This is a genomic window from Nesterenkonia sp. AY15, from assembly GCF_022565855.1.
In the GTDB taxonomy this organism is placed as follows: Bacteria; Actinomycetota; Actinomycetes; order Actinomycetales; family Micrococcaceae; genus Nesterenkonia.
On sequence record NZ_JAJOYV010000001.1, the window covers coordinates 101,368 to 125,126 of the forward strand.

Genomic DNA, 23,759 nt, shown 5'->3' on the forward strand with positions numbered 1-23,759 from the left:
CCCGGGCGCTGAAGGAAGGAGGCGGTCATGGACGCCGCCATAGAACTGATCCGGGTCTCGCGTCGATACCGCAGCGCCACGGCGCTGCAGGACATTTCGCTGAGACTTGAAAAGGACGCCATCCACGGGCTTCTGGGCCGCAACGGTGCCGGCAAGACCACGCTGATGTCCATCGCGACAGCCCAGGACTGGCCCACCGCGGGCGAGGTGAAGATCCTAGGCATGCGCCCCCATGAGAACGAGCAGGTGCTCCCGAAGATCTGCTTCGTCCGTGAAGAGCAGCGCTACGTCGACGACGCGCTCGCCAAGCACGCCTTCAACGCCGCGGCCCAGGCGTTCCCTCGCTGGGACGAGGAACTGGCGGCCCAGCTTGCCCGCGAGTTCCGCGTCCCGGAGAAGACCCGGATCAAGAAGATGTCCCGCGGCCAGCGCTCCGCCGTGGGCGTGATCATCGGGATCGCCTCGCGCGCCGAGGTGACCTTCTTCGACGAGCCGTACATGGGACTCGACGCGGTGGCCCGGCAGCTGTTCTACGACCGGCTGCTCGAGGACTACGCTGCGCACCCGCGAACCATCGTGATCTCTTCGCACCTGATCGATGAGATCGCACACCTGATCGAGAATGTGGTGGTCATCGACCAGGGAAGCATCCTGCTGCAGGAGCCGGTGGAACAGCTGTGTGATCGTGCCGTCACCCTGGTGGGACGTGCAGATGCCGTGGCCGAGATCGCCGGCACCCGCGAGGTCCTGCAGCACGAGGCCATGGGCCGGATCGTGCGGACCACGGTGCTCGGGGCGCTCGATGAGGCTGAACGCAGGGCGCTTCAGGAGCGCGACGTGGAGGTCGTCCCAGTCTCGCTCCAGCAGCTCATCGTGCGGCTCACCGCACGCGAAGACACGTTGAAACAGACCACGATGGATCCATCCCAGGAGGTGGCCCGATGAGCAACGTCGCAGTTCATTCAATGGCGGCTCCGGCGGCACGGGAACAGGAAGCCCCACGTTCGAGCTTCGCCCGCGTCCCGTCCGCCTTCAAGCTGCAGTTCACCGTGCCATCGCAGATGATCTGGGTGCCGCTGAGCGTGTTCCTGCTGTCATGGGCCGTGGCGATCGGCATCGGTCTCTGGCTGCGTCATGTCTCCGGCGATGGGCCGACGATCAACACCGGCGCCTCGCAGGCCACCATCTGGTGCCTGGCGTTCATCGCGGCCTATTCGGCATCTCACACGTTCCCCTTCTCCATGGCGCTGAGCTACAGCAGGCGGGTCTTCGTGCTGGGGGCCTTCTTGGCCTTCGCGACAGTCTCGGCCGGCTTCGGTGCACTCTTCTCGATCGCCATCCTGCTCGAGCGGGCCACCGGTGGATTCTGGGCCGAGAGCTACACCTTCGACATCCCAGCGGTCACGCAGAACGCAGGGGTCCTGGGGGCCGGGATCCTGGCGGGAGCGGTGTGCCTGTGGGCGATGATGTTCGGGTTCTTCTGGTCGATCCTCTACCGCCGGGTCAGCCTGGCGATGCTCTGGATCATCGCGCTGGGTCTCGTGGCCCTGCTGGCCGTCACCATCATGGTCGTCGCGCAGAACCAGTGGTGGCCCCATGTCGGGGACTGGCTGGCCGTGCAGAGCTCGTACTCCTTCGCCGGATGGGTGCTGCTGCTCACGCTGGTCCTGACTGCGGTGAACTATCTGGTGATCCGCCGGGCCGTACCCACTGCATGAGCGGCGGACCTCTCCAAGGCAGAAAGAAGGGAGCCCCAGATCGGCCAGCGTGAGGGGGACGCTGTATCGGCCGATCCGGGGCTCCCGAATCACTCGCACCTTGATGAGGTAGTCCTACCTTAGGACGTCTCCTTGGGCGGGCACTTGCGGTTTGCTGGTAAGTCACTGGAAATCGTGGCCCCAGTCTTGGCCATGAGAAGAGCCCCGAGTCGGCCAGCGTGAGGGGACGCTTTAAATGGCTGACTCGGGGCTCTGAATCACTCGCACCTTGATGAGGTAATAACTACTCTAGGCGACATTCTTGGCGTTTCCCCGTGCAGTTCCTGGGAGCTTCCTGAGTCTTAGTCTGCGACGCCTCACAGCTGCTCCGGTCAGGCGGCTGAGTCCTCGCTCGGGCGCGGTGTGCCGGGATGCAGCACCAGTCGATCTCCGTCGATCGTGACCTGATGCGTCTTCACCGGGCGCAGCGCTGGCAGCGTCTCCGGGACGCCGGTGCGCAGGCAGAAGGCTGAGGCGTGCATGGGGCACTCCAGAGTGTCTTCCTCGACATAGCCATCGGAGAGAGACACTGCCTCGTGGGAGCAGGTGTCGTCCAGGGCGTAGAAGCCGCCATCCTCGGCGTGGACCACCGCGATGTCGTCGTTCCACCCTGAGTCCTCTGCTGAGACTCGGAAGACCTCACCTTCTGGGTATTGGCTTGCGGGGCCGAGGTCGATCGGGGGGAGTGCGTCGGTGGCGGACATCTGTAGTGCCTCTCTAGCGGTGAGTATGTGCAGCCTGCATTCTTTCAGAATCCGATCAGCCCGGGAGCTGGCCGCGGAGCTCCTCGAGCTTCCGACGTTCCCGTTTCGTCGGGCGCCCCGAGCCGCGCTCGCGCACCGGCAGGCCCACGTCGCGGGGCCTGATCCGCTCAGGCGAGTGGTCGCGGTAGGCCTTCTGGGCCACCGGGGGGCCGACTCGCTTCGACAGGGTGTGGACGACGTCGAGGATGAGCTCGTGCCCTGGACGGCGGATGTGGATCCGGGTGCCGGGAGTGACGCGCAGCGAGGCCTTCGCCGGGTTGCCATCGATAGTGACGTGCCCGGCGCGGCAGGCGGTCGTGGCCGCGGACCGGGTCTTGAAGAGTCGGACCGACCAGAGCCATGCGTCGATGCGGACCGGGCCGGTGGGGCCGGTGGGGGCGGTCTCTGTCATGGAATCAGTCTAGAGAACCGCTGTCTCGCCTGCGGCGGAGATGTCCCAGTGAATGCGCAGACCCCGCGTCCGGAGTGTGAGGGAACACTGTTCCGATACGCGGGGTCTGCTGAATCACTCGCACCTTCAAGAGGCAGTTCCTACATTAGAGAGGCTTCTTGGGCAGTCGATGGTCGTGACCTGTGAGCTGCCTGAAACTCTTGGGGCTCAGGCGTCGCCGCCTGAAGTCTGGTTGTGATATTCGCCTTCACAGAATTCAACCGTGAACCATCCGTCCACCGGTTCCGCCGCGACCAGGACTGCTTCCTCGTCGAGTGATTCAACATCGGTGTCGACCAGAGCAAGAATGTTTTCAAGCGGCTCGCGCAGTTCTACTGGGACGAGAATATAGTTCTGCTCGACCGCAGAATAGATCTCATCAAGAACCTCTTGATCTTCAACCCCTTCATTCATGTCAGTTTGCAGGCCTTCCATCATTGAACCGATGAACATGCAAGCCTCTTCTTCAGAGAAATAAGCACCTAGTTCCTCAGTTCTTTCGATGTCGATCTCATCGGGATCGGGAAGGTCGCCTCCCGGTCCTTCTCCCTGGGGAATCTCGCCAGAATCGCCGTCGTCCGGTGAGGTGTCGGGCTGCTCCTCCGGTTCCGGGGTCGACGTCTGCTGTGGCTCCTCGGACTCCTCCACGGGGGGCGCCGACTCCGAGCTCGGCTGCGTCGGAGAGCTCGGCTCCTCCTCGGCTGCGCATCCCAACAGTGCGAACGGCGTCATGGAAGCGAGTATCAGCATCCCTCGCACTCTGGTGCGGGCCATCTGGGTGCCCTGCATGGGGGCGGATTTCGAAGCTGGAGGCGGCGTCATGGGTCCAGTGTGGCACGCGCTGCGCGGCGTGAGTCACGAACGCATCACAATGGCGTGCCGCGCCGGGCGTCGGCGCGTTCCTGCTCTCCTGGAATGGGATACTTTTCCAGCGAGGGCAGTGCAGTGCCACGCGAGCATCCTGCGGTAGTGATGTTCGCCAGCTGCGCTGCCCTCCAATCATTCCCAGGCGCTCGCGGACGCCTGGACGTCGACTCGAACGCTGCTCTTGCGTCCTCCACCGTGTTCATCAACGTGTCGTGTTCTGTTCGTTTCCATGATCACAGCGTGGTTAAAGTTGAACTTGAAGCTTTTTTAAAAACTCTTGCGGCGGACAACTAATCATGGGTTACAGTTGTCCCGACTCGGCTTGCTGTACGCGTAGGTTTCCCATCTCTTAGTACGGTTCGCTGCTTCCCCAGTCGCCATATCTGCTTATGAATACTCCGCATGCACGTGTTTCGCGTGCTGGTCCTCACTCACCCCGCAAGGGGGCTCGACGGTCTCCCAGCCGATGAGCGCGAGGGCCCCAGTCGTCGACCTTCGTGCCTGGCGGGGCGTTCATGGAGCCGTTCTGTTCTGAACGACTAGTGAGGAAGCACCTGTGCCGAAGAAACTCTCGTCTGCCGTTATCGGCACCCTGGCCGTAGGCCTGACCATGCCACTGACCGCGAATGCCGCCGCCGCGGACACCGCGCCTATGAATGTGGCCGCGCTGCCCACCGCGGGGGTGGAAGCCCCAGCGACGAATCTCTCCGGACTGAGCACGGTGGACATCTCCGCCACGCAGAACGCCACCCAGTTCCGGTTCCCGCTGGCCCAGCGCTCCTATACCTACACCTCCCCGTACGGCTCGCGCTGCATGCCGACCCAGGGCGCCTCCACCGCCCACTTGGGACAGGACCTCGGTGCCGCCGACGGCAGCCCGATCTACTCTGTGGCCGCAGGCACCGTGGTGCGCGCCTTCAGCGGCAACCGGTACAACACCGGCTTCGTCGTCGTGCAGCACCAGATCAACGGCAGGACCTTCCACAGCGCCTACCTCCACATGTGGGATGCGCACACCCATGTCCGCGTCGGGCAGGCGGTGCAGGCGGGTCAGACCATCTCACGGGTGGGAAGCTCGGGTGCATCCACCGGGCCTCACCTGCACCTGGAGATCTGGGAGGGTGCCTGGATGCACGGCACCTCGCACAATCCGACGACCTGGCTCGCACAGCGTGGTGTCGACCTGCGCGCCTCCGCCTCATTCGTGATGAACATCACCAACCCGTCTGCCTGCAACTACTGGACCGTGAACTCAACTCCGCTGCGCGCCACCGCGAGCAGCACCGGTTCCGTCATCATGCAGCTCGGAGCGGGCGCCACGCTGACCGCAGCCCCGGGTGACACCAGCAACGGCATGGTGCGGGTGAACGCAAACGGTCGTATCGGCTGGGTGGCGCACTCTTCACTGACGCCCTCCCGCCCGGCCGGAGGCGGCACTGTGCCTGCGGCCAACGTCCCCCAGGGCACCTCCATCACGCCCACCCAGTACCGGACCACCGCGGCGCTGAATGGCCGCAGCGGTCCCGGTACCAACTACGCGGTTCTCCAGGGGCTCACCTCGGGCACCACGGTGACCGTCACCGCAACCCACGGCGGCTGGATGAAGTTCAGCCGAAACGGTCAGTCCGTCTGGTCGCACGGCGACTTCCTGTCCCGGGTTTCGACCGCCTCCACCGGTTCCTCGAACACCAGTGCCGCGAGCACCGGTGATTTGGCCCATGGGGTCAGTCCCGCAAGTGGCAGCTACCAGGTCAAGGCCGGGGTGAACCTGGTCGCCCGCTCGAATGCCAGCGGTTCGAGTCCCATCGTCAAGGTGCTCGAGCCCGGCACCAGGGTCACGCTGACCGGTATGAAGGACACCAAGGTCCGGTTCCATGACGGCACTCAGAACCTCTGGGTGACCGCAGCGCACCTGGAGAGAGTCACTGCTAGCACGACCACTGCCGCGAGCACCGGTGATTTGGCCTATGGGGTCAGTCCCGCCAGCGGCAGCTACCAGGTCAAGGCCGGGGTGAACCTGATCGCCCGCTCGACTGCCAGCGGCTCGAGCGCCGTGGTCAAGGTCCTCGAGCCCGGCACCACGGTCACGCTGACCGGCATGAAGGACTCCAAGGTCAGGTTCAATGACGGCACTCGGAACCTTTGGGTGACCTTTGCGCACCTGGAGAAGGTTACTGTCGGCACGGGCTCCGGCTCAGGGCCCGAGACCATTCCCGGTGGCACAGAGTCCTCCGGTTCCCTGGCCTATGGGGTCAGTCCCGCCAGCGGCAGCTACCAGGTCAAGGCCGGGGTGAACCTGATCGCCCGCTCGACTGCCAGCGGCTCGAGCGCCGTGGTCAAGGTCCTCGAGCCCGGCACCACGATCACGCTGACCGGCATGAAGGACACCAAGGTCAGGTTCAATGACGGCACTCGGAACCTCTGGGTGACCTTTGCGCACCTGGAGAAGGTTACTCTCGGCACGGGCTCCGGCTCAGGGCCCGAGACCATTCCCGGTGGCACAGAGTCCTCCGGTTCCCTGGCCTATGGGGTCAGTCCCGCCAGCGGCAGCTACCAGGTCAAGGCCGGGGTGAACCTGAACGCCCGCTCGACTGCCAGCAGCACGAGCGCCGTGGTCAAGGTCCTCAAGCCCGGCACCACGATCACGCTGAACGGCGAGAAGGGCTCCGCGGTCCGGTTCAATGACGGCACTCGGAACCTCTGGGTGAGCTCGGCGTACCTGGAGGAGGTCACTGCCAACGCCTCGACCGGTTCCTCAAGCACCGGTTCCTCAGGCACCGGTTCCCTGGCCTATGGGGTCAGTCCCGCCAGCGGCAGCTACCAGGTCAAGGCCGGGGTGAACCTGAACGCCCGCTCGACTGCCAGCAGCACGAGCGCCGTGGTCAAGGTCCTCAAGCCCGGCACCACGATCACGCTGAACGGCGAGAAGGGCTCCGCGGTCCGGTTCAATGACGGCACTCGGAACCTCTGGGTGAGCTCGGCGTACCTGGAGGAGGTCACTGCCAACGCCTCGACCGGTTCCTCAAGCACCGGTTCCTCAGGCGCCGGTTCCCTGGCCTATGGGGTCAGTCCCGCCAGCGGCAGCTACCAGGTCAAGGCCGGGGTGAACCTGAACGCCCGCTCGACTGCCAGCAGCACGAGCGCCGTGGTCAAGGTCCTCAAGCCCGGCACCACGATCACGCTGAACGGCGAGAAGGGCTCCGCGGTCCGGTTCAATGACGGCACTCGGAACCTCTGGGTGAGCTCGGCGTACCTGGATAAGGCCACTGCCAGTACGGGCTCCGGCTCAGGCTCCGAAACCATCCCCGGCGGTTCAGAGTCCTCCAGTTCCACCCCGGTCACCTCCAGCGGCACCTACACCGTCAAGAGCGGCATCCATCTCAATGCGCGGACGGGTGCGAGCACCTCCAGCTCCACCGCGAAGGTGCTGAGCCCCGGTACCAAGATCCAGGTCACGGGCGAGAAGGACGAGTGGGTCAGCTTCGAGGACGGCACCCGCACGCTGTGGGTGCACTCGGACTACCTCTCCAAAGTCACCGCGTCCACTTCGAGTGGTGCAAACACCGGGTCGTCCTCAGATACCGGGTCCTCCTCCAGCACCGGGTCCTCCGCACCGACGAACACCGAGTCGTCTTCGAACACTTCGGGTTCGAGCACTTCCGCGAGCGGGACCTATCACGTCAAGCCCAACGTCTACCTGAATGCTCGCAGCGGCCCAGGCACCTCACATCAGGTGGTCCTGAACCTGAACCCGCTGCGCCAGTTCGAGATCACCGGGCGCAGCGGCGGCTGGGTGAGCTTCGTCTTCAGCGGGCAGACCGTCTGGGTCGACTCCACCTACATCAACGCCGGTGCCGCCGGCAGCTCCGGGTCCAGCAGCACGGGCTCCAGCAGCTCGACCCCCACCCTGGCGAACTCGACCAACAGCACGAGCAAGGTCGTCGGAACCGCCACCACCACGGCTCAGGTGAATGTCCGCATGGGTCCGAGCACCGAGAACAGCACGATGTTCTCCGTGCCGACCGGAACCAGGGTCGAGCTGCTCGAGAAGAAGACGACCGGCTGGCAGGAGGTCAAGGTCAACGGTGCCACCGGTTGGATGTCGGCGCAGTTCCTGACCACCTCCGACACCGCCACCTCGGGCTCCGGCTCGACCACCGGCGGCTCCACCACCGGGTCCTCCGGCAGCGGCACCTCCACCGCACCGTCGACCTCGAACATGCACACCAAGAGCTCTAACGGCCCGTACAGCTCGGCCTGGGACAAGCTGGCACAGTGTGAATCCGGTGGAAACTGGAAGATCAACACCGGCAACGGCTTCTACGGCGGCATCCAGTTCAGCCCTGAATCCTGGAAGGAAGTGGGCGGCTCCGGCTTCCCGCACCAGGCCACCAGAGCGGAACAGATCAAGCGGGGTCACATGCTCTGGAAGAAGCAGGGCTGGAACGCTTGGCCGCACTGCACCTCCCAGCTGGGCCTCAAGGGTGACCCGGGCGGCTACGGGGACGACTACTACAAGGTCCACCCCAGCGCGAAGACCGTCTCCTCGGTCTCGGCCGCAGGGACCTGGACTGCGAGCTACAGCGTGCCGCTGCGCGAAGAGGCCTCCACATCCAGCGACAAGCTCGTGCAGGTCCCGCGCGGCACGGAGCTCAAGCAGCTTCAGCGCGAGGGGTCCTGGCTCAAGGTCCAGCACAAGGTCGGCGGGGACAGCTACACCGGCTGGGTCAACACCAGCTACATCTCCCAGGCCTGAGCGTTCCGCTCAGAGCTGGTAGAGAACTCAACACGGCAGCTCGGGGAGCGGCGCCACCAGTGGTGCCGCCTCCCCGAGCTGCCGTGTTGAGGACCAAGACGCATCAGTAGGACGACGGCGGGCTCGACTCCCTCATTCGCGGGAGAGTCGCGTCCGCCGTCGTCGTCGGTAAGGCTGCCGGCGGCGGGTCAGCGGGTCAGCGGAACCGGGCCTGGACGGCGTCGCCGTGGGCCGGCAGCCCTTCGGCCTGGGCCAATGCCGAGACGTGACCCGCCACCGCGCGCAGCCCCTCCCGGTCGTACTGGATGACCTGCTGGGAGCGCAGGAAGCTGGAGACGTTCAACCCGGAGGAGTACGCGGAGGCGCCTCCGGTGGGAAGCACATGGTTCGATCCGGCGCAGTAGTCACCCAGTGACACCGGGGTGTGGGCGCCGACGAACACCGCGCCGGCGTTGTGGATCTGCTCCACGATTCCGGCATCATCGCTGGTCATCACCTCGAGGTGCTCCGCGCCGTATGCGTTGGCGATCTCCACGCCCTGCTCCATCGTGTCGACCACGAGCACCGCAGACTGGGTGCCGCTGAGCGCCTGCTTGACCCGATCCGCGTGCCGGGTGCTGCGCGCCTGCAGCTCGACCTGGGCTCCCACAGCCTCGGCGAGGGACATCGAGGGCGTCACCAGCACCGCGGCGGCCAGCGCATCATGCTCCGCCTGGGAGATCAGATCCGCCGCGATCAGATCCGCCGGCGCGGTCTCATCGGCGAGCACCATGATCTCGGTGGGGCCGGCCTCTGAATCGATGCCCACCACCCCCTGGACCGCGCGCTTGGCCGTGGCCACGAAGATGTTCCCGGGTCCGGTGATCAGCGAGACCGGAGGGCAGGCCTGCTCGCCCTGCTCGTCCCGGGCCCCATAGGCGAACATCGCCACGGCCTGGGCGCCGCCGACCGCGTAGACCTCTTCGATCCCGAGCAGGTGCGCCGCACCGAGGACAGTCGGGTGGGGAAGGCCCCCGAAGTCCGCCTGCGGGGGTGACGCGATCGCCAGCGATCGCACCCCGGCCACCTGCGCCGGAACGACGTTCATCACCACTGAGGAGGGGTAGACCGCCTGACCGCCGGGCACATACAGGCCCACCCGTCGGATCGGGGCCCAGCGGTTGATCACCCGGGCGCCGGGGCCGGGTGAGACCTCCGAGGCCTCCGGCAGCTGGGCCTCGTGCACCTGCCTGGCTCGGAGGATCAGCTCCTCGAGCGCCGCACGAACCTCAGGCTGAAGCTCCTCGGCGGCTTCGCGGAGCTTCTCCGCCGGAACCCGCAGCGAGGGCGGCCGGACGCCGTCGAACTTCTCGGAGTAGTCCAGCAGTGCGGAGACACCTTTCAGCCGCACATTCTCCAGGATCGGGGCCACGGCCTCGATGGTGGTCGAGATGTCCTGGGAGGCGCGCGGAAGCACGGAGGCGGAGTCGATCGCGCTGCCGCGCAGATCCTTGAGGGTCAGCATGGGTCTCCTAGGGGTGAGGCGATCGGGTGCTCGCCCGCTGGATCGAGGGTGAACACCCCTCCATTGTCTCCATTACGGCAGCCTTGCGCCCACTTCGTGACGTGAGAGCCCACACACCGGACGCCCCGCGGTGTTTCAGTGCCCGTCCAGAACGGCGTGGCATGATGCTGGCCATGGTCTTTTCCCGGATGGATTTCTCGTCGAGCTTCCTGGCGCCCGCTGTGCCGCAGACCGCCGATCTCGCTCCCGAGGAGACGGCGCCCACCGAAGGGGTCGGTGACATCGTCGAGGAGAGCGTCCCTGAGGGGCTCGAAACCCTGATCGCCGAACAGGGCCCGTTCTTCGGCATCATCACCGGCCTGATCATCGCGGTGGTGATCGCCCTGGTGGTCACCGTGATGTCCTCGATGCTGCTGAAGCAGATCTTCCGGCACAACGATGGGGTCAAGCATGCGGTGAACCGGACCCGGACCCCACTGTTCGTCACCCTGGTGCTGATCGGAACCTGGTTCACGCTGAACATCACGCTGCGCGCCGCCGAGTGGTTCCTGCCGGTCTCCTTCGTGCTGCTGGTCGCCGTGGTGATCGGGATCGCCTGGTGGGCGCTGCGGATCGTACGGATCGCCGAGGCGATGATCTATTCGAAGTACATCGGTCACTCCGAGGGTGAGCTGGATGTGGAGGACCGGCGCGGCCGCCGTCTGGCCACCCAGGTCTCCCTGATCCGGCGGATCCTCACCGCGGTCATCATCACCGTGGCGGTGGCGGCGATCCTGTTGATGATCCCGCAGGTGCGCGCACTCGGCGCCGGCCTGCTCGCCTCCGCCGGCGTGGCCTCGGTGGTGGTCGGCCTGGCGATGCAGTCGGTGCTCACCAACGTCTTCGCCGGCATCCAGCTGGCCTTCACCGATTCGATCCGCGCAGGAGACGTCGTCGTGGTCGAGGGCAACTTCGGCACAGTGGAGGACATCACGCTCACCGCCGTGGTCATCAAGTCCTGGGACGAGCGCAGGTTCATCTATCCCTCCAGCTACTTCGTGGCCACCCCCTTCGAGAACTGGACCCGGGTGGGCACCGACATCCTGGGCACCGTGGAGCTCGACGTCGACTGGCGCGTCCCGATGGATCCGCTGCGGGCCCGGCTGAAGCGGCTGCTCGATTCTGCCGACCTCTGGGACGGCAGGGACTACTCGCTGCAGGTCACCGACGCCGTGGGCGGCATGATCAAGGCACGGGTCGTGGTCTCCGCCCGGAACTCCGGGGAGCTCTGGGACCTGCGCTGCCTGATCCGTGAGGATCTGGTGAACTACCTGCGCGCCGAGCACCCCTATGCGGTGTTCACCCAGCGGATGCTGCTGACCAATGAGGAGGCGCTGGCGAAGGCTCCCGCGCCGGTGCGCACCGGACAGGTCGGCGTCGTCGATCCCGGCGCAGATTCTCAGCCGGTGACCCAGGCGGGGGAGGGGGCCTCGGTCTTCACCGGCTCGATCGCCGCCGTGCAGCGTAACCGAGAGTTCTCCGGCCCCGGAGCCGAGGCCTACCGCGAGCGGCTTGAACGGCAGGAGGAGCGCCAGGACGGCCATGAGCTCGACGCCGACGGCACCGCCTATCCCGAGGATGCCGCGCCCACGCCGGCGGTCACCCCGCTGAAGACTGATGCGCCGCAGGAACGGGACGTTTCGGCGACGCGGAAGGTGTCGGCGAACGAGGAGGTCGAGGATGCGGAGGAGGAGGCCTTCGGTGCTGCGGCGACACGGCGTCCGGGCGAGGCGCCGCCTCGGCCTGGTTCATCGCGCTGAGCTCCCGATCGCGCTGAGCTCCCGTCAGCGCTGAGGACGCCGCTGGGTTGAGGCTCCGACCGCAGGTCGGTCCTGCTCACTCCTTCGGCGGCTGGGACTCTCGGTTGGCGCTGCCCTTGGCGGAGCTCTTGGCCTTCGCCGACTTATAGGCGTTGACGGTCTTGATCGCGTCGGTGGTCGGCTCCGCGGTGCCGTCACCGGTCCCGTACTCCGCACTCACCGAGGAGCCGCGATTCGCAGCGCGGGAGTCGCTCGCCCCTGCGGTCTCGCCCTCTGAGTCCTCACCGTTTTCTGGAGACCCGGTGCGCTTGTCCACGGCCCACTGCACCACTGAGTCGGGCATGAAGCGCAGTCCGGCGGTGAGCATCTGGTAGCTGCGCGCCGGCACGCAGGTCGAGGCGCCCTGGGCATTGGCAGTCAGCGCCTGGCGGACGACGTCGTCGGCGTCCAGCCACATCCAGCGCTTGACGGACTTGATCTTGATCCCAGAACGCTGGTGGAACTCGGTGCGCACCAGGCCGGGCACGAGCGCGGTCACGGTCACCCCGCGCGAGCGCAGCTGCGAATGCAGCCCCTTGGAGAAGTTGATCACCCAGGACTTCGCCGCGGAGTAGGTCCCGGTGGAGATGTATCCGGCCGTCGAGGCCACATTGATGATCCGCCCGCCGCGGCGACGCACCATCGCGTTGGCCGCAGTGTGGGAGAGCTCCATGGTGGTCTGCACATGCAGGCGCAGCAGCTTGCGCTCGTCGTCGAGGTCCGAGTCGATGAAGTCTGTGGCCAGCCCGTGCCCGGCGTTGTTCACCAGCAGGTGCACCGGATTCGTTCGGTCGGCGAGCCGCTCCTGGACCGCCGCCACGCCGTCGTCGGTCACCAGGTCCGCGACGATGACCGAGGTCCTCACCCCGTATTGGGAGGACATGGACTCGGCCTGCATCCGCAGGCGCTTCCCGTCGCGGGCGACCAGGACGAGGTTGTAGCCCTGTGCAGCCAGCTGGCGCGCGAACGCTGCGCCGAGGCCGGCGGTGGAACCGGTGATGACGGCCGTATGGTTGCTCATGCTCGCTATCCTAGAGTGCAGAGATGTGCGGAGCGGTCAGCATTGCACGCGGCGTGCTCCGTCTGGCCTCCGCAGGAACACAACAGGAGGATCATTGCGCTGGAAGAAACGGGCCGCATGGGGTCGGCGTCCCTTGGCGGTCGAAGAGTGGGCGGTGCTCCATGCCGAGGTCATTGCCGAGGACCTGATAGCTGTGGACGACGCGGTGGAGGAGCTCACCGGGTTCATGGACCCCTTCCGTGCCGACGTCGAGGAGGGCCCCCTGGTGGGAGTCACCGACGGCCAGCTCTCTGTCGCCAAGAGAGAGTTCCACGACCAGCGGGGCCGCCGCGGGCTGAAGCTGAGCTTCTACGCCGCAGGGGCGGCGACCGGCACCGGGAACGACGCCTTCGACCGGTTGAACTCCGCGGCTTCGGCGCTGCTGGATCATCTCAATGCCGAGGGCATCACGGTGGAGTCGATCCGCTGGACCGAGGCGGACCACATGACGCGGCCGTTCTAGCGTTCAGCGTTCGCCCAGGTGTTGCAGATGCTGCAGCTGAGCCGCCGCGATCTTGGTCGTGATCCCGGCCGGAAGCCCGGCGCGTTCACCGTAGATCAGCTTTCCCAGGGTCGCCGCATCCAGCGAGGTTCCGTCATTCTCGGCGGTGCGCAGCAGCTCACGGACCTGCTCCAGGCGCTCGATCCGGTGGGCCAGATAGCGCCGAGCCGCCTCGGCCACACTGGGCTGAGCCGGACCATGAGCCGGAAGCAGCCTGGCCCGGGCGTGCTCGCTGAGCCTTCTCAGACTCTGCAGATAGTCAGTGAGCGTCCCGTCGGGGTGATCGAGCATCGTCGTGCCCTCACCCAGAATGGTGTCTCCGGTGAACATCGCCTGTTCATGGCGATCGGCGTCTCCATGCAGCCAGAAGCAGACCGAATCCGAGGTGTGCCCCGGGGTGTGCAGCACGCTCAGCCGCAGGCCGCCCAGCTCGATGATCTCGCCGTCGGTCAGCGCCGCGGCTGGCTGGTCGGGAAGCCCGATGCACTGTTCCCGGCTGTGGCCGCGCACCGGCGCCGCGAAGGCTTCGCTGAAGCTCGCGGCAGCCCCGGTGTGGTCAGCATGACGGTGTGTGACCAGGATCTGTGCGACCCGGCGAGGGCCGACGACGGCGCGCACCTGCGCCAGATGCTCCGGGTGACCGGCCGGCCCGGGATCGATGATCACCACCTGTTGCGCCAGATCGGCGCCCAGGACATAGGTGTTGGTCCCCTGCAGCGTCATCGGGGAGGGGTTCTCGCAGGTGATCCGCTGCACCGGGCTGGCCTGAGACATGATCTCAGCCTACCGATGCCGACGCGTAGGCTGAGCCCATGGCCCAGAACAGCGAATCCCACCAGCACGAGCCGCAGAAGACGGCAGGCACCGAGCACTCCACCAAGGGTGCGTATGTGACCGGGGGAGAGTTCACCCGCGACACCAACTACATCGAGGATCGTGTCGTCGCCGATCCGCAGGCCGCCCAGTCAGCGCCGCAGGAAGCGTCATCCTCCATCGGAGATCCGCGCCTGGCAGGACTCACCGAGGGCGGACAGGCCTGGCCGGTCGAACCGGGCCGCTACCGGCTCGTGGCCGCCCGCGCCTGCCCCTGGGCCCACCGCTCCATCATCATCCGCCGGCTGCTGGGCCTGGAGGACGCGATCTCACTGGGCGCCCCCGGACCCACCCATGACGCGCGCTCCTGGACCTTCGACCTCGACGAGGGCGGGGTGGACCCGGTGCTCGGCACCGAGCGGCTGCAGGAGAACTACTTCGCCCGCTTCCCGGACTACCCGCGCGGGATCACCGTCCCGGCGCTGGTCGATGTCCCCACCGGAGGGGTGGTCACCAACAACTATCCGCAGCTGACCTTCGACCTCTCCACGCAGTGGCGAGAGCACCACCGCACCGGCGCCCCGGACCTGCTCCCGGAGGACAAGCTCGACGAGATGCTGCCGGTGATCAAGCGGATCTTCACCGAGGTCAACAACGGCGTCTACCGCGCAGGCTTCGCCGGCTCACAGAGCGCCTACCAGGACGCCTACGATCGGCTCTTCACCGCACTGGACTGGCTCGAGTCCCACCTGTCCGAACGCCGCTATCTGATGGGCGAGCACATCACCGAGGCCGATGTGCGACTGTTCACCACACTGGTCCGCTTCGACCCGGTGTATCACGGGCACTTCAAGTGCAACCGGAACAAGCTCACCGAGATGCCGAACCTCTGGGCCTACGCCCGAGACCTGTTCCAGACTCCGGGCTTCGGGGACACGGTGGACTTCGACCAGATCAAGCGGCACTACTACGAGGTCCACGAGGACCTCAACCCGACCCAGATCGTCCCGGTCGGACCGGACCTGGGGAACTGGCTGGGCGAGCACGGTCGCGAGGCCCTCGGCGGTTCACCCTTCGGCACCGGTACGGCTCCGGGTCCGGTGGCCGCCTCGGAGCAGCCGGGCGGGGCCAACCCGCTCTACCGCTGATCGGTTGACGCCCATCTGGAGGTCGTCGTCCCACCTGGTGGCGTCGACCCCGCCAGGTTCAGTCCTGGCCAGCCCACCGGTAGGGTTGCTGCAGAGAGTACGCCAGCCGCATGCGAACGGGAGGGCTCAATGTCCGCATCAGATCAACTCGACGGTCCATTTCAGAAACGCTTCGTCGCCCTGGGGGACTCGTTCAGCGAGGGCGTGGCGGACATCGATCCGTCCAGCCCCAACGGGGTGCGCGGCTGGGCCGACCGGGTCGCCGGCCAGCTGATCTCCAACGACTCCTCCTGGGGCTACGCGAACCTCGCGGTGCGCGGCAAGAAGCTCCAGCAGGTCCTCGACGAGCAGCTGGACCCCGCGATCGGTCTGGGCCCCACCCTGGTGACCGTCTACGCCGGCGGCAATGACATCCTGCGCCCCACGGTCAACATCGACGCACTCATGGAGCGCTACCGCTGGGGTGTGGAGAAGCTCATCTCCAGCGGCGCCCGCGTGGTGCTGTTCACCGGGTTCGACTCCGGCCAGGCACCGCTGTTCAAGGCCACCCGCGGCCGGACCGCCATCTACAACGAGCACGTGCGCAAGATCGCCGCAGACCTCGATCTGGACCTGGTCGACTTCTGGCACATGCGGCAGTTCCAGGACTGGCGCTACTGGGACGAGGACCGGATGCACCTGGGCATCGCCGGGCACATGATGATGGCCAAGGAGGTGCTCAAGGTCCTCGGCGAGAAGGACGAGATCGAGGATCCCGAGGTCGACGACTCGCCTCTCGGTTCACTGCCTCAACGCGTCATCAGCGAGCTGACCTGGACCAAGGACTATCTCTACCCCTGGCTCAGGCGACGCGTCACGCGCACATCCTCGGGAGACGACATGTCACCGAAGTACCCGCAGCTGACCTCCCGGGTCTGGTAGCCGGAGGGCCGCCTCCGTCGCGCCTGAGTCTCAGGTGACGACGGCGGCCACGGCCTCCGACCACAGCGTCAGCGCCTGGTCCACCTCGGATTCCGAGACCACCAGCGCCGGGATGAAGCGGACCACCTCGCCCCAGGATCCGCAGATCAGCAGCAGCAGCCCACGACGGGCGGCTTCCTGCTGCACCGCCGTCGCGGTGGCAGGGTCCGGGGCGCCGTGCGCATCGCGGAACTCATTGCCCACCATCAGGCCCAGTCCACGCACCTCGGCGATGCGCTCCGCTGCGGCCCGGGCGTTCGCCTCGGCGGCGATCTCGCGCAGGCCGGCGCGCAGCTGCTCGCCGCGCGCCGCGCTGTTCTCCACCAGGCCCTCCTGTGCGATGACCTCCAGCGTGGCCACTGCCGCCGCGCAGGCCACTGCGTTCGCGCCATAGGTCCCGCCCTGGGAGCCCGGCCATGCCTTGCTCATCAGCTCCGCCGAGGCTGCGATCCCGGAGATCGGGAACCCCGAGGCGATGCCCTTGGCGAACATCATGATGTCCGGCAGTCGCGGCGAGCCCTCCGCCACGAAGTGGTCGTGCCCCCAGAACCTTCCGGTGCGCCCGAAGCCGGTCTGCACCTCGTCGATGATCACCAGGATTCCGTGCCGATCGGCACGTTCACGAAGTCCCGCGAAGAACCGCTCATTGCCCGGCACATAGCCGCCCTCACCCAGCACCGGCTCGACCAGGAACGCCGCGGTGTCTGCCGGGTTGGACTGTGTCTGAAGCAGCAGGTCCAGCTCATCGAGCGCGAAGTCAGTGGCCTGCTCCTGGTCCCAGCCGTACTTGCGGTAGTGGCTGGGATTGGGGAACGGCGCGACGACGACGCCGGACATCAACGGGCTGAACCCTGCCCGGAACTTCGTGCCGGAGGTGGTCATCGAGGCCGCCGCCACGGTGCGTCCGTGGAAGCCGCCCTGGAACACCACGATGTTCGGTCGTCCGGTGGCCTGGCGCGCCAGACGCAGCGCCGCCTCAGCCGCCTCGGATCCCGAGTTGGAGAAGAAGACCGAGTCCAGACCTTCCGGGAGCACCTCGGAGAGCCGCTCGGTGAGAGTCAACAGCGGCTGGTGCATGATCGTGGTGTATTGGCCGTGGATCAGGCTCCCCACCTGCGCCTGCGCGGCGGCGACCACATGCGGATGGCAGTGCCCGGTGCTGGTGACCCCGATGCCGGCGGTGAAGTCCAGATGCGGCTGGCCCGCCTCGTCGTAGAGCCACACGCCCTCACCCCGGGTCGCCACCACGGGAGTCGCCTGCTTCAACTGGGGAGACAGCGTCGCCATCGAGAACACCTTTCGGATTGTTGACAATCTTCTTGCAGCTCAGGCTAACGGTCATCGAGGCGCATTGCCAGATATGACGTCGCAGGCCGTGGCGCGCCGTGGCGCGGGGCCGGTGGTCCGCCCGGTGCGACACATGGCAGCGGTGCACAGCCAGAACGCATGACCGCGCGGCGCGGGCGGCGTAGGCTGGCCTGCGAAGGCCCACGTCACGCCCATCGCACCCTCTCAAGGAGGACACATGGCAGAGCAGACCATCACCGCAGAACGCGAATCCAGCCTGATCGAGGCTGCCCCCAAGCGCCTCTACATCGGCGGCGAATGGGTGGACGCCGAAGGCGGGGTCACCCTGGATGTCAACGATCCCTCCACCGGCAGGCTGCTCTGCACCGTGGCCGACGCCTCCGCGCAGGACGGCTGGAACGCGCTGAAGGCCGCCGAGGCCGCGCAGCCCGGACTCGCCGCGATGCCGCCCCGGGAGCGCGCGAACATCCTGATGCGCGCGTTCGAGCTGATGCACGAGCGCAAGGATGATCTCGCCCTGCTGATGACCCTGGAGATGGGCAAGCCGCTGAGCGACTCCTACGGCGAGGTCGCCTACGCCGCCGAGTTCTTCCGGCACTTCGCCGAGGAGGCCACCCGGATCAGCGGCAGCTACCAGACCGCCCCCGCCGGCGGCGCCCGCTTCCTGGTGACCAAGCAGCCGGTGGGCCCCGCGATCCTGATCACCCCCTGGAACTTCCCGCTCGCCATGGGGACCCGCAAGCTCGGTCCGGCCATCGCCGCCGGCTGCACCTCGGTGATCAAGCCTGCCGAGCTCACCCCGCTGTCGATGCTCGCGCTCGCCGACATCCTGCACGAGGCAGGCCTTCCCGCAGGTGCCGTCAATGTCCTGGTGACCTCCACCTCGGGCAAGGTGATGGAGCCGCTGATCCGCTCCGGCATCGCGCGCAAGCTCTCCTTCACCGGCTCCACCGGAGTCGGGCGCAAGCTGCTGGAGCAGGCCTCCGAGCGGGTGCTGCGCACTTCCATGGAGCTCGGCGGAAACGCAGGTTTCGTGGTCTTCGAGGACGCTGACCTCGACGCGGCCGTGGCCGGTGCGCTGCTGGCCAAGATGCGCAACACCGGCGAGGCCTGCACCGCCGCGAACCGGATCTTCGTCCACCGCTCCGTCATCGATGAGTTCGCGCAGAAGCTCTCCGCAGAGATGGAGAAGCTGCCCCTGGGCCGGGGCGTGGAGGACGGTGTGCGCGTCGGGCCGCTGGTCGACGCCAAGCAGCTGGACAAGGTCGATGAGCTGGTCACCGACGCGGTCGACGGCGGCGCCAAGGTCCTGATTGGGGGCACCCCGGTGGATCGCGAGGGCTACTTCTACCCGCCCACGGTGCTCACCGACGTGCCCGCCGGAGCGCGGATGCGTCAGGAGGAGATCTTCGGACCCGTCGCTCCGCTGACCCCCTTCGATACCGAGGACGAGGTGGTCGAGTGGATCAACTCCACCGAATACGGACTGGTCAACTACGTCTACACGGAGAGCCTGCGCCGCGGCATCCGCGTCGCCGAGGCCGTGGAGTCCGGCATGGTGGGGCTGAACCAGGGTGCGGTCTCGAACCCCGCGGCCCCGTTCGGCGGGATCAAGGAGTCGGGACTCGGTCGTGAGGGCGGCGACACCGGCATCGAGGAGTTCCTCGAGACCAAGTACATCGGCATCGCCATGTGAGCACCTTGTGGCTGCCTCTGCGGCGGCGCAGAACTCACGCGGGAATGGAATCTGTGAGGCTGTGGTTGGACCGGGAGTAGAAAGTTGAGTCACCTGCACTCAAGTCAGTTTGACACCACGTCGAGCGAGGACAAGACTTGAGTGCAGTTCACTCAACACCGCTCTCGAAAGGAGATCGCATGTCCCGCTCAGTAGGTATCGACCTCGGAACCACCAACTCGGTCGTCACAGTTCTCGAAGGTGGCGAGCCCACCGTCATCGCCAACGCCGAGGGTGCGCGCACCACCCCCTCGGTCGTCGGATTCTCCAAGTCCGGCGAGGTCCTCGTCGGCGAGGTGGCACGCCGCCAGGCCGTGTCCAACCCCGACCGCACCATCGCATCGGTCAAGCGCCACATGGGCACCGACTGGTCCACCGAGATCGACGGCAAGAAGTACACCGCGCAGGAGATCTCCGCCCGCACCCTGATGAAGCTCAAGCACGACGCCGAGTCCTACCTGGGCGAGGACGTCGCCGAAGCCGTCATCACCGTGCCGGCGTACTTCAACGACGCCGAGCGCCAGGCCACCAAGGAGGCCGGAGAGATCGCCGGCCTGAAGGTCTCCCGCATCGTCAACGAGCCCACCGCCGCGGCACTCGCCTACGGCCTGGACAAGGGCAAGGAAGACGAGCTCATCCTGGTCTTCGACCTGGGCGGCGGCACCTTCGACGTCTCCCTGCTCGAGGTCGGCAAGGATGAGGATGACTTCTCCACCATCCAGGTCCGCTCCACCTCCGGTGACAACCGCCTCGGCGGCGACGACTGGGACCAGCGGATCATGGACTGGCTCGTCGCGCAGGTCAAGGCCAAGGAGGGAGTCGACCTCTCCAAGGACAAGATCGCCGTGCCGCGTCTGAAGGAAGAGGCCGAGCGCGCCAAGAAGGAGCTCTCCTCCACCTCCAGCGCCAACATCAACATCCCCTACGCCACCCAGAACGACGGCGTCCCGGTGCACGTCAACGAGACCCTGTCTCGGGCGAAGTTCGTCGACATGACCTCGGACCTGCTGGACCGCACCAAGAAGCCGTTCAACGACGTCATCAAGGAGGCCGGGGTCAAGATCGCAGAGATCGACCACGTGATCCTCGTCGGCGGCTCCACCCGCATGCCCGCAGTCGCCGACCTGGTCAAGCAGCTCGCCGGCAAGGACGCCAACAAGGGCGTCAACCCGGACGAGGTCGTCGCCGTCGGCGCAGCCCTGCAGGCAGGCGTGCTCGCCGGTGAGCGCAAGGACGTGCTGCTCATCGACGTCACCCCGCTGTCCCTGGGCATCGAGACCAAGGGCGGAGTGATGACCAAGCTGATCGAGCGCAACACGGCCATCCCGTCGAAGCGCTCCGAGGTCTTCTCCACCGCCGAGGACAACCAGCCCTCCGTGGCGGTCCAGGTCTTCCAGGGAGAGCGCGAGTTCACCCGGGACAACAAGGCACTGGGCACCTTCGAGCTGACCGGCATCGCGCCGGCGCCCCGCGGCGTGCCCCAGGTCGAGGTCACCTTCGACATCGACGCCAACGGCATCGTCCACGTCTCCGCAAAGGACAAGGGCACCGGCACCGAGCAGTCGATGACCATCACCGGCGGCACCTCGCTGGAGAAGGAAGACATCGATCGCATGGTCGCCGACGCCGAGGCTCACGCTGAGGAGGACAAGGTCCGTCGCGAGGCCGCTGAGAAGCGCAACGCCGCCGAGTCCACCGCCTACTCCGTGGACAAGCTGCTAAAGGACAACGGGGACAAGCTGCCCGAGGAGGTCAAGACCGAGGTCCAGGCCGACGTCGACGAGCTCAAGAAGGCGCTCGAGGGCGAGGACAACGCCGACGAGGTCAACGCCGCGTACGAGAAGCTCCAGGCCTCCCAGGTCAAGATCGGCGAGGCGCTCTACGCGCAGGCCCCGGACGCCGCTGCCAATGGCACCGGCGAGCCCGCGCAGGACGAGGATGAGGACATCGTCGACGCAGAGGTCGTCGACGAAGAGGACGAAGCCGAGAAGAAGTAAGGGGGGTCTGACACATGGCAGATCACAAGAACCCTGAGGTTCCCAGCGGCGAAGAGCCCGACGAGCAGGATCCCGTGCAGGACCCGCTGGCCCAGGCCGAGAAGATTCTGCAGGACCTCCCCGTGGAGGATGCCGACCCCCGTGTGGCCGAGGAGCCCGAGCTCACTCAGACCTCCGCTGAGGACGGCATCACCGGGGGTGTCGAGACCGAGCCCGAAGAGCGGATCCATGCGGCTGATGAGTTCCTCCGTGGCACGGAGGAGGAGACGATCGCTGACCCCGCCATGGCGATGGACCCGGAGGCGCTCCTGGCCGAGGACAGCATCCGCGAGGATGCTCCTGCCGAGGACGGCGTGCGCGAGGCCGAGCTGCAGGCTGACCTGCAGCGGCTTCAGGCCGAGTACATCAACTACCGCCGACGGGTGGAGCGCGACCGGGCGACCGAGCGCGACCGGACCAAGGGTCAGCTCATCACCGAGCTGATGCCGGTCCTGGACGACATCTCCTCGGCCCGCCAGGCCGGAGATCTCCAGGACGGCCCCTTCGCGCACATCGCCACCCGGCTGGAGTCGGTGCTGCAGAGCCAGGGTCTGGAGGTGTTGGGAGAGATCGGCGAAGCATTCGATCCCAACCAGCACGAGGCCATCATGGCTCAGCCCCATGAAGAGATCCCCGCCGACCACGTGGCCATCGTGCTGCGCGCCGGCTATCGCCACGGGAACCGCCTGCTCCGGGCGGCCCAGGTGATGGTCTCTTCCGGGCCCGAGCAGAGCTGAATCTCTAAGCAGCAGAAAGGAGGGAGGCGCCATGGCCTCACAGGACTGGATCGATAAAGATTTCTACGCAATCCTCGGCGTCTCCCGCGATGCCTCCGAGGAGGACGTCAAGAAGGCGTACCGAAAGCTCGCCCGGAAGCATCATCCCGACAAGAACCCCGGTGATGATGCTGCCGAGCAGAAGTTCAAGGACGTCGCTGAGGCTCACTCCGTGCTGGCTGACAAAGAGCAGCGCGAACAGTACGACGCCGTCCGCGCCATGGGCTCGGGCGCCCGGTTCTCGGGCGGCCCGGGCCCCGGTGGGGGAGGCGGCTTCGAAGATCTCTTCGGCAACCTCTTCAACGGAGGCGCCGGCGGTGCGCGCGGCGGCTCCGGCCGCGGCGGCGCCAGCGGCCCCGACCTCTCGGACCTCTTCGGGGGCCCCGGCGGGTTCGGCGGCTCCGGCCGCTTCGGCGGAGGCGGAGCCCCTGCGAAGGGCGCCGACCGCACCGCGCGGACCACCATCTCCTTCGGTGGGGCCATCCGTGGCACCACCGTGGGTCTGCGCGAGCCCGATGGCGGCGTCATCGACGTCCGGATCCCCGCGGGGATCCGGACCGGCCAGAAGGTACGCGTGAAGGGCAAGGGTCAGCGCGGCTCCGGCGGCGCCGGTGACCTCCTGGTCGAGGTCGCCGTCTCCGGCCACAGGTTCTTCGAGCGCGAGGACGACGACATCCGCATCCACCTGCCCGTGGCCTTCGACGAGGCGGCGCTGGGCACCGCGGTGCAGGTTCCGACGGTCCACGGCGAGAAGGTCAACATCAAGATTCCTGCCGGAGTGACCTCCGGGCGCGTGCTCCGGCTCAAGGGCCACGGCGTGCGCCGGAAGGAGAAGGGCCGCGAGGTCGCCGGCGACATGCTGGTCACGGTTCAGGTGGAGGTTCCCAAGGACCTCTCCGCCGAGGCGGTCGAGGCCGTGAAGGCCTATGCGGAAGCCACCAAGGGGCTCGATCCCCGGAAAGGCCTCGAGGCGAAGGCGGTGCTGTGATGGTGGACCCCCGGATGCGTGACCCCCGGATTCTGGACTCGCGGATGCTCGAGCCCGAACACCGGCACGCGCCGATGTTCGTCATCTCCGTGGCCGCCGAGCTCGCGGACATGCACCCGCAGACGCTGCGCCAGTATGACCGGATCGGTCTGGTCACCCCGCGGCGCCAGGGCGGGCGACATCGCAGATACTCTCCCTACAACATCGAGCAGCTCCGCCAGATCCAGCAGTTCTCCCAGGATGGGGTCTCGCTGGAGGGCATCCGCAGGATCCTCGATCTGCAGAACCGGGTGGAGGTGCTCGAAGAGACGGTGGACGCGCTGCGCCACGAGCTGCGCGAATCGCAGCGGCACTCCACCAAGCCGCGATTCTTCGCCGTGGGTCCGCACGGCGACGTCGTCACCGTCGCCCGTGGACGCCGCGCCAGGGCCAACACCCAGGCGCTGGTCCTCTGGGAGCCCGGCCCTCGTCGTCGCTGACCTGGAGACCCTTTGTGCGCACCCCGCGAGTCCTGCCC

At 66.9% G+C, this 23,759-nt stretch carries 19 protein-coding genes; 12 read left to right on the forward strand and 7 right to left on the reverse strand.

Annotated features, from left to right (window positions below):
- The first annotated feature begins 27 nt into the window (after positions 1 to 27).
- Both LSI54_RS00455 and LSI54_RS00460 read left to right on the forward strand, forming a co-directional pair.
- Positions 28 to 945 (forward strand): ATP-binding cassette domain-containing protein, encoded by a 918-nt coding sequence (locus LSI54_RS00455; RefSeq protein ID WP_241470282.1) that lies wholly within the window; start codon positions 28 to 30, stop codon positions 943 to 945.
- Positions 942 to 1,718, forward strand: a complete 777-nt coding sequence (locus tag LSI54_RS00460; protein ID WP_241470281.1) for a hypothetical protein — start codon at positions 942 to 944, stop codon at positions 1,716 to 1,718. Before LSI54_RS00455 ends, LSI54_RS00460 begins: the two co-directional genes overlap by 4 nt.
- 371 nt (positions 1,719 to 2,089) lie before the next feature.
- Here the strand turns inward: LSI54_RS00460 and LSI54_RS00465 are convergent, their stop codons facing one another.
- The 3 genes from LSI54_RS00465 to LSI54_RS00475 all read right to left on the reverse strand — a co-directional run bounded on the left by LSI54_RS00465 (position 2,090) and on the right by LSI54_RS00475 (position 3,599).
- Positions 2,090 to 2,461, reverse strand: coding sequence for a non-heme iron oxygenase ferredoxin subunit (locus tag LSI54_RS00465; RefSeq protein ID WP_241470280.1), 372 nt, complete (start codon positions 2,459 to 2,461; stop codon positions 2,090 to 2,092).
- Positions 2,462 to 2,516: 55 nt separating this feature from the next.
- Positions 2,517 to 2,912 (reverse strand): RNA-binding S4 domain-containing protein, encoded by a 396-nt coding sequence (locus LSI54_RS00470; protein ID WP_241463655.1) that lies wholly within the window; start codon positions 2,910 to 2,912, stop codon positions 2,517 to 2,519.
- 207 nt (positions 2,913 to 3,119) lie between these two features.
- Positions 3,120 to 3,599 (reverse strand): hypothetical protein, encoded by a 480-nt coding sequence (locus LSI54_RS00475; protein ID WP_133725593.1) that lies wholly within the window; start codon positions 3,597 to 3,599, stop codon positions 3,120 to 3,122.
- 829 nt (positions 3,600 to 4,428) lie between these two features.
- Here LSI54_RS00475 and LSI54_RS00480 point away from each other — a divergent pair.
- The gene (locus LSI54_RS00480; RefSeq protein ID WP_274617459.1) at positions 4,429 to 8,574 is read left to right on the forward strand and encodes an SH3 domain-containing protein; all 4,146 of its coding nucleotides are present in this window, start codon (positions 4,429 to 4,431) and stop codon (positions 8,572 to 8,574) included.
- A 196-nt stretch (positions 8,575 to 8,770) separates the two neighbouring features.
- On the opposite strand, the gene hisD is transcribed toward LSI54_RS00480, so the two are convergent.
- The gene (hisD, locus tag LSI54_RS00495) at positions 8,771 to 10,078 is read right to left on the reverse strand and encodes a histidinol dehydrogenase (protein ID WP_241477508.1); all 1,308 of its coding nucleotides are present in this window, start codon (positions 10,076 to 10,078) and stop codon (positions 8,771 to 8,773) included.
- Positions 10,079 to 10,266: 188 nt separating this feature from the next.
- Here hisD and LSI54_RS00500 point away from each other — a divergent pair, with 188 nt between their 5' ends.
- A complete protein-coding gene (locus LSI54_RS00500) occupies positions 10,267 to 11,877 on the forward strand; it encodes a mechanosensitive ion channel domain-containing protein (RefSeq protein ID WP_241477509.1) in 1,611 nt (536 codons plus the stop codon).
- A gap of 76 nt (positions 11,878 to 11,953) precedes the next feature.
- Here LSI54_RS00500 and LSI54_RS00505 read toward each other — a convergent pair whose 3' ends face one another.
- A complete protein-coding gene (locus LSI54_RS00505; protein ID WP_241470277.1) occupies positions 11,954 to 12,937 on the reverse strand; it encodes an SDR family NAD(P)-dependent oxidoreductase in 984 nt (327 codons plus the stop codon).
- Positions 12,938 to 13,031: 94 nt separating this feature from the next.
- On the opposite strand from LSI54_RS00505, the gene LSI54_RS00510 reads away from it, so the two are divergent.
- On the forward strand, positions 13,032 to 13,439 hold the full coding sequence (locus tag LSI54_RS00510) for a hypothetical protein (RefSeq protein WP_241463662.1): 408 nt from the start codon (positions 13,032 to 13,034) through the stop codon (positions 13,437 to 13,439).
- Positions 13,440 to 13,442: 3 nt separating this feature from the next.
- Here LSI54_RS00510 and LSI54_RS00515 read toward each other — a convergent pair whose 3' ends face one another.
- Entirely contained in the window at positions 13,443 to 14,252 is an 810-nt protein-coding gene (locus tag LSI54_RS00515; RefSeq protein ID WP_241463663.1) for an MBL fold metallo-hydrolase, read from the reverse strand.
- A 38-nt stretch (positions 14,253 to 14,290) separates the two neighbouring features.
- Between LSI54_RS00515 and LSI54_RS00520 the strand changes: the two genes are divergently transcribed.
- Positions 14,291 to 15,439, forward strand: a complete 1,149-nt coding sequence (locus LSI54_RS00520; protein ID WP_241470276.1) for a glutathione S-transferase family protein — start codon at positions 14,291 to 14,293, stop codon at positions 15,437 to 15,439.
- Between the two features lie 129 nt (positions 15,440 to 15,568).
- The gene (locus tag LSI54_RS00525) at positions 15,569 to 16,360 is read left to right on the forward strand and encodes an SGNH/GDSL hydrolase family protein (RefSeq protein WP_241463665.1); all 792 of its coding nucleotides are present in this window, start codon (positions 15,569 to 15,571) and stop codon (positions 16,358 to 16,360) included.
- Positions 16,361 to 16,390: 30 nt separating this feature from the next.
- Here LSI54_RS00525 and LSI54_RS00530 read toward each other — a convergent pair whose 3' ends face one another.
- A complete protein-coding gene (locus tag LSI54_RS00530; RefSeq protein WP_241475788.1) occupies positions 16,391 to 17,686 on the reverse strand; it encodes an aspartate aminotransferase family protein in 1,296 nt (431 codons plus the stop codon).
- A gap of 238 nt (positions 17,687 to 17,924) precedes the next feature.
- Between LSI54_RS00530 and LSI54_RS00535 the strand changes: the two genes are divergently transcribed.
- The 5 genes from LSI54_RS00535 to LSI54_RS00555 all read left to right on the forward strand — a co-directional run bounded on the left by LSI54_RS00535 (position 17,925) and on the right by LSI54_RS00555 (position 23,721).
- Positions 17,925 to 19,403: an NAD-dependent succinate-semialdehyde dehydrogenase gene (locus tag LSI54_RS00535; protein WP_241477510.1), complete on the forward strand. Its 1,479-nt coding sequence runs from the start codon at positions 17,925 to 17,927 to the stop codon at positions 19,401 to 19,403.
- A gap of 179 nt (positions 19,404 to 19,582) precedes the next feature.
- Positions 19,583 to 21,439: a molecular chaperone DnaK gene (gene dnaK / locus LSI54_RS00540; protein WP_241470272.1), complete on the forward strand. Its 1,857-nt coding sequence runs from the start codon at positions 19,583 to 19,585 to the stop codon at positions 21,437 to 21,439.
- Positions 21,440 to 21,453: 14 nt separating this feature from the next.
- Entirely contained in the window at positions 21,454 to 22,215 is a 762-nt protein-coding gene (locus tag LSI54_RS00545) for a nucleotide exchange factor GrpE (protein ID WP_241477511.1), read from the forward strand.
- 31 nt (positions 22,216 to 22,246) lie between these two features.
- Positions 22,247 to 23,242 (forward strand): DnaJ C-terminal domain-containing protein, encoded by a 996-nt coding sequence (locus LSI54_RS00550; protein ID WP_241477512.1) that lies wholly within the window; start codon positions 22,247 to 22,249, stop codon positions 23,240 to 23,242.
- A gap of 44 nt (positions 23,243 to 23,286) precedes the next feature.
- A complete protein-coding gene (locus LSI54_RS00555; protein WP_241464414.1) occupies positions 23,287 to 23,721 on the forward strand; it encodes a heat shock protein transcriptional repressor HspR in 435 nt (144 codons plus the stop codon).
- The last annotated feature ends 38 nt before the right edge of the window (positions 23,722 to 23,759 follow it).

Excerpts from the sequence above, each read along its gene's own strand:
- LSI54_RS00455 (WP_241470282.1), top strand. The coding sequence starts at position 28 with ATGGACGCCGCCATAGAACTGATCCGGGTCTCGCGTCGATACCGCAGC.
- LSI54_RS00460 (WP_241470281.1), top strand. The coding sequence starts at position 942 with ATGAGCAACGTCGCAGTTCATTCAATGGCGGCTCCGGCGGCACGGGAA.
- LSI54_RS00465 (WP_241470280.1), bottom strand. The coding sequence starts at position 2,461 with ATGTCCGCCACCGACGCACTCCCCCCGATCGACCTCGGCCCCGCAAGC.
- LSI54_RS00470 (WP_241463655.1), bottom strand. The coding sequence starts at position 2,912 with ATGACAGAGACCGCCCCCACCGGCCCCACCGGCCCGGTCCGCATCGAC.
- LSI54_RS00480 (WP_274617459.1), top strand. The coding sequence starts at position 4,429 with ATGCCACTGACCGCGAATGCCGCCGCCGCGGACACCGCGCCTATGAAT.
- hisD (WP_241477508.1), bottom strand. The coding sequence starts at position 10,078 with ATGCTGACCCTCAAGGATCTGCGCGGCAGCGCGATCGACTCCGCCTCC.
- LSI54_RS00500 (WP_241477509.1), top strand. The coding sequence starts at position 10,267 with ATGGATTTCTCGTCGAGCTTCCTGGCGCCCGCTGTGCCGCAGACCGCC.
- LSI54_RS00505 (WP_241470277.1), bottom strand. The coding sequence starts at position 12,937 with ATGAGCAACCATACGGCCGTCATCACCGGTTCCACCGCCGGCCTCGGC.
- LSI54_RS00515 (WP_241463663.1), bottom strand. The coding sequence starts at position 14,252 with ATGTCTCAGGCCAGCCCGGTGCAGCGGATCACCTGCGAGAACCCCTCC.
- LSI54_RS00520 (WP_241470276.1), top strand. The coding sequence starts at position 14,291 with ATGGCCCAGAACAGCGAATCCCACCAGCACGAGCCGCAGAAGACGGCA.
- LSI54_RS00525 (WP_241463665.1), top strand. The coding sequence starts at position 15,569 with ATGTCCGCATCAGATCAACTCGACGGTCCATTTCAGAAACGCTTCGTC.
- LSI54_RS00530 (WP_241475788.1), bottom strand. The coding sequence starts at position 17,686 with ATGGCGACGCTGTCTCCCCAGTTGAAGCAGGCGACTCCCGTGGTGGCG.
- LSI54_RS00535 (WP_241477510.1), top strand. The coding sequence starts at position 17,925 with ATGGCAGAGCAGACCATCACCGCAGAACGCGAATCCAGCCTGATCGAG.
- dnaK (WP_241470272.1), top strand. The coding sequence starts at position 19,583 with ATGTCCCGCTCAGTAGGTATCGACCTCGGAACCACCAACTCGGTCGTC.
- LSI54_RS00545 (WP_241477511.1), top strand. The coding sequence starts at position 21,454 with ATGGCAGATCACAAGAACCCTGAGGTTCCCAGCGGCGAAGAGCCCGAC.
- LSI54_RS00550 (WP_241477512.1), top strand. The coding sequence starts at position 22,247 with ATGGCCTCACAGGACTGGATCGATAAAGATTTCTACGCAATCCTCGGC.
- LSI54_RS00555 (WP_241464414.1), top strand. The coding sequence starts at position 23,287 with ATGCTCGAGCCCGAACACCGGCACGCGCCGATGTTCGTCATCTCCGTG.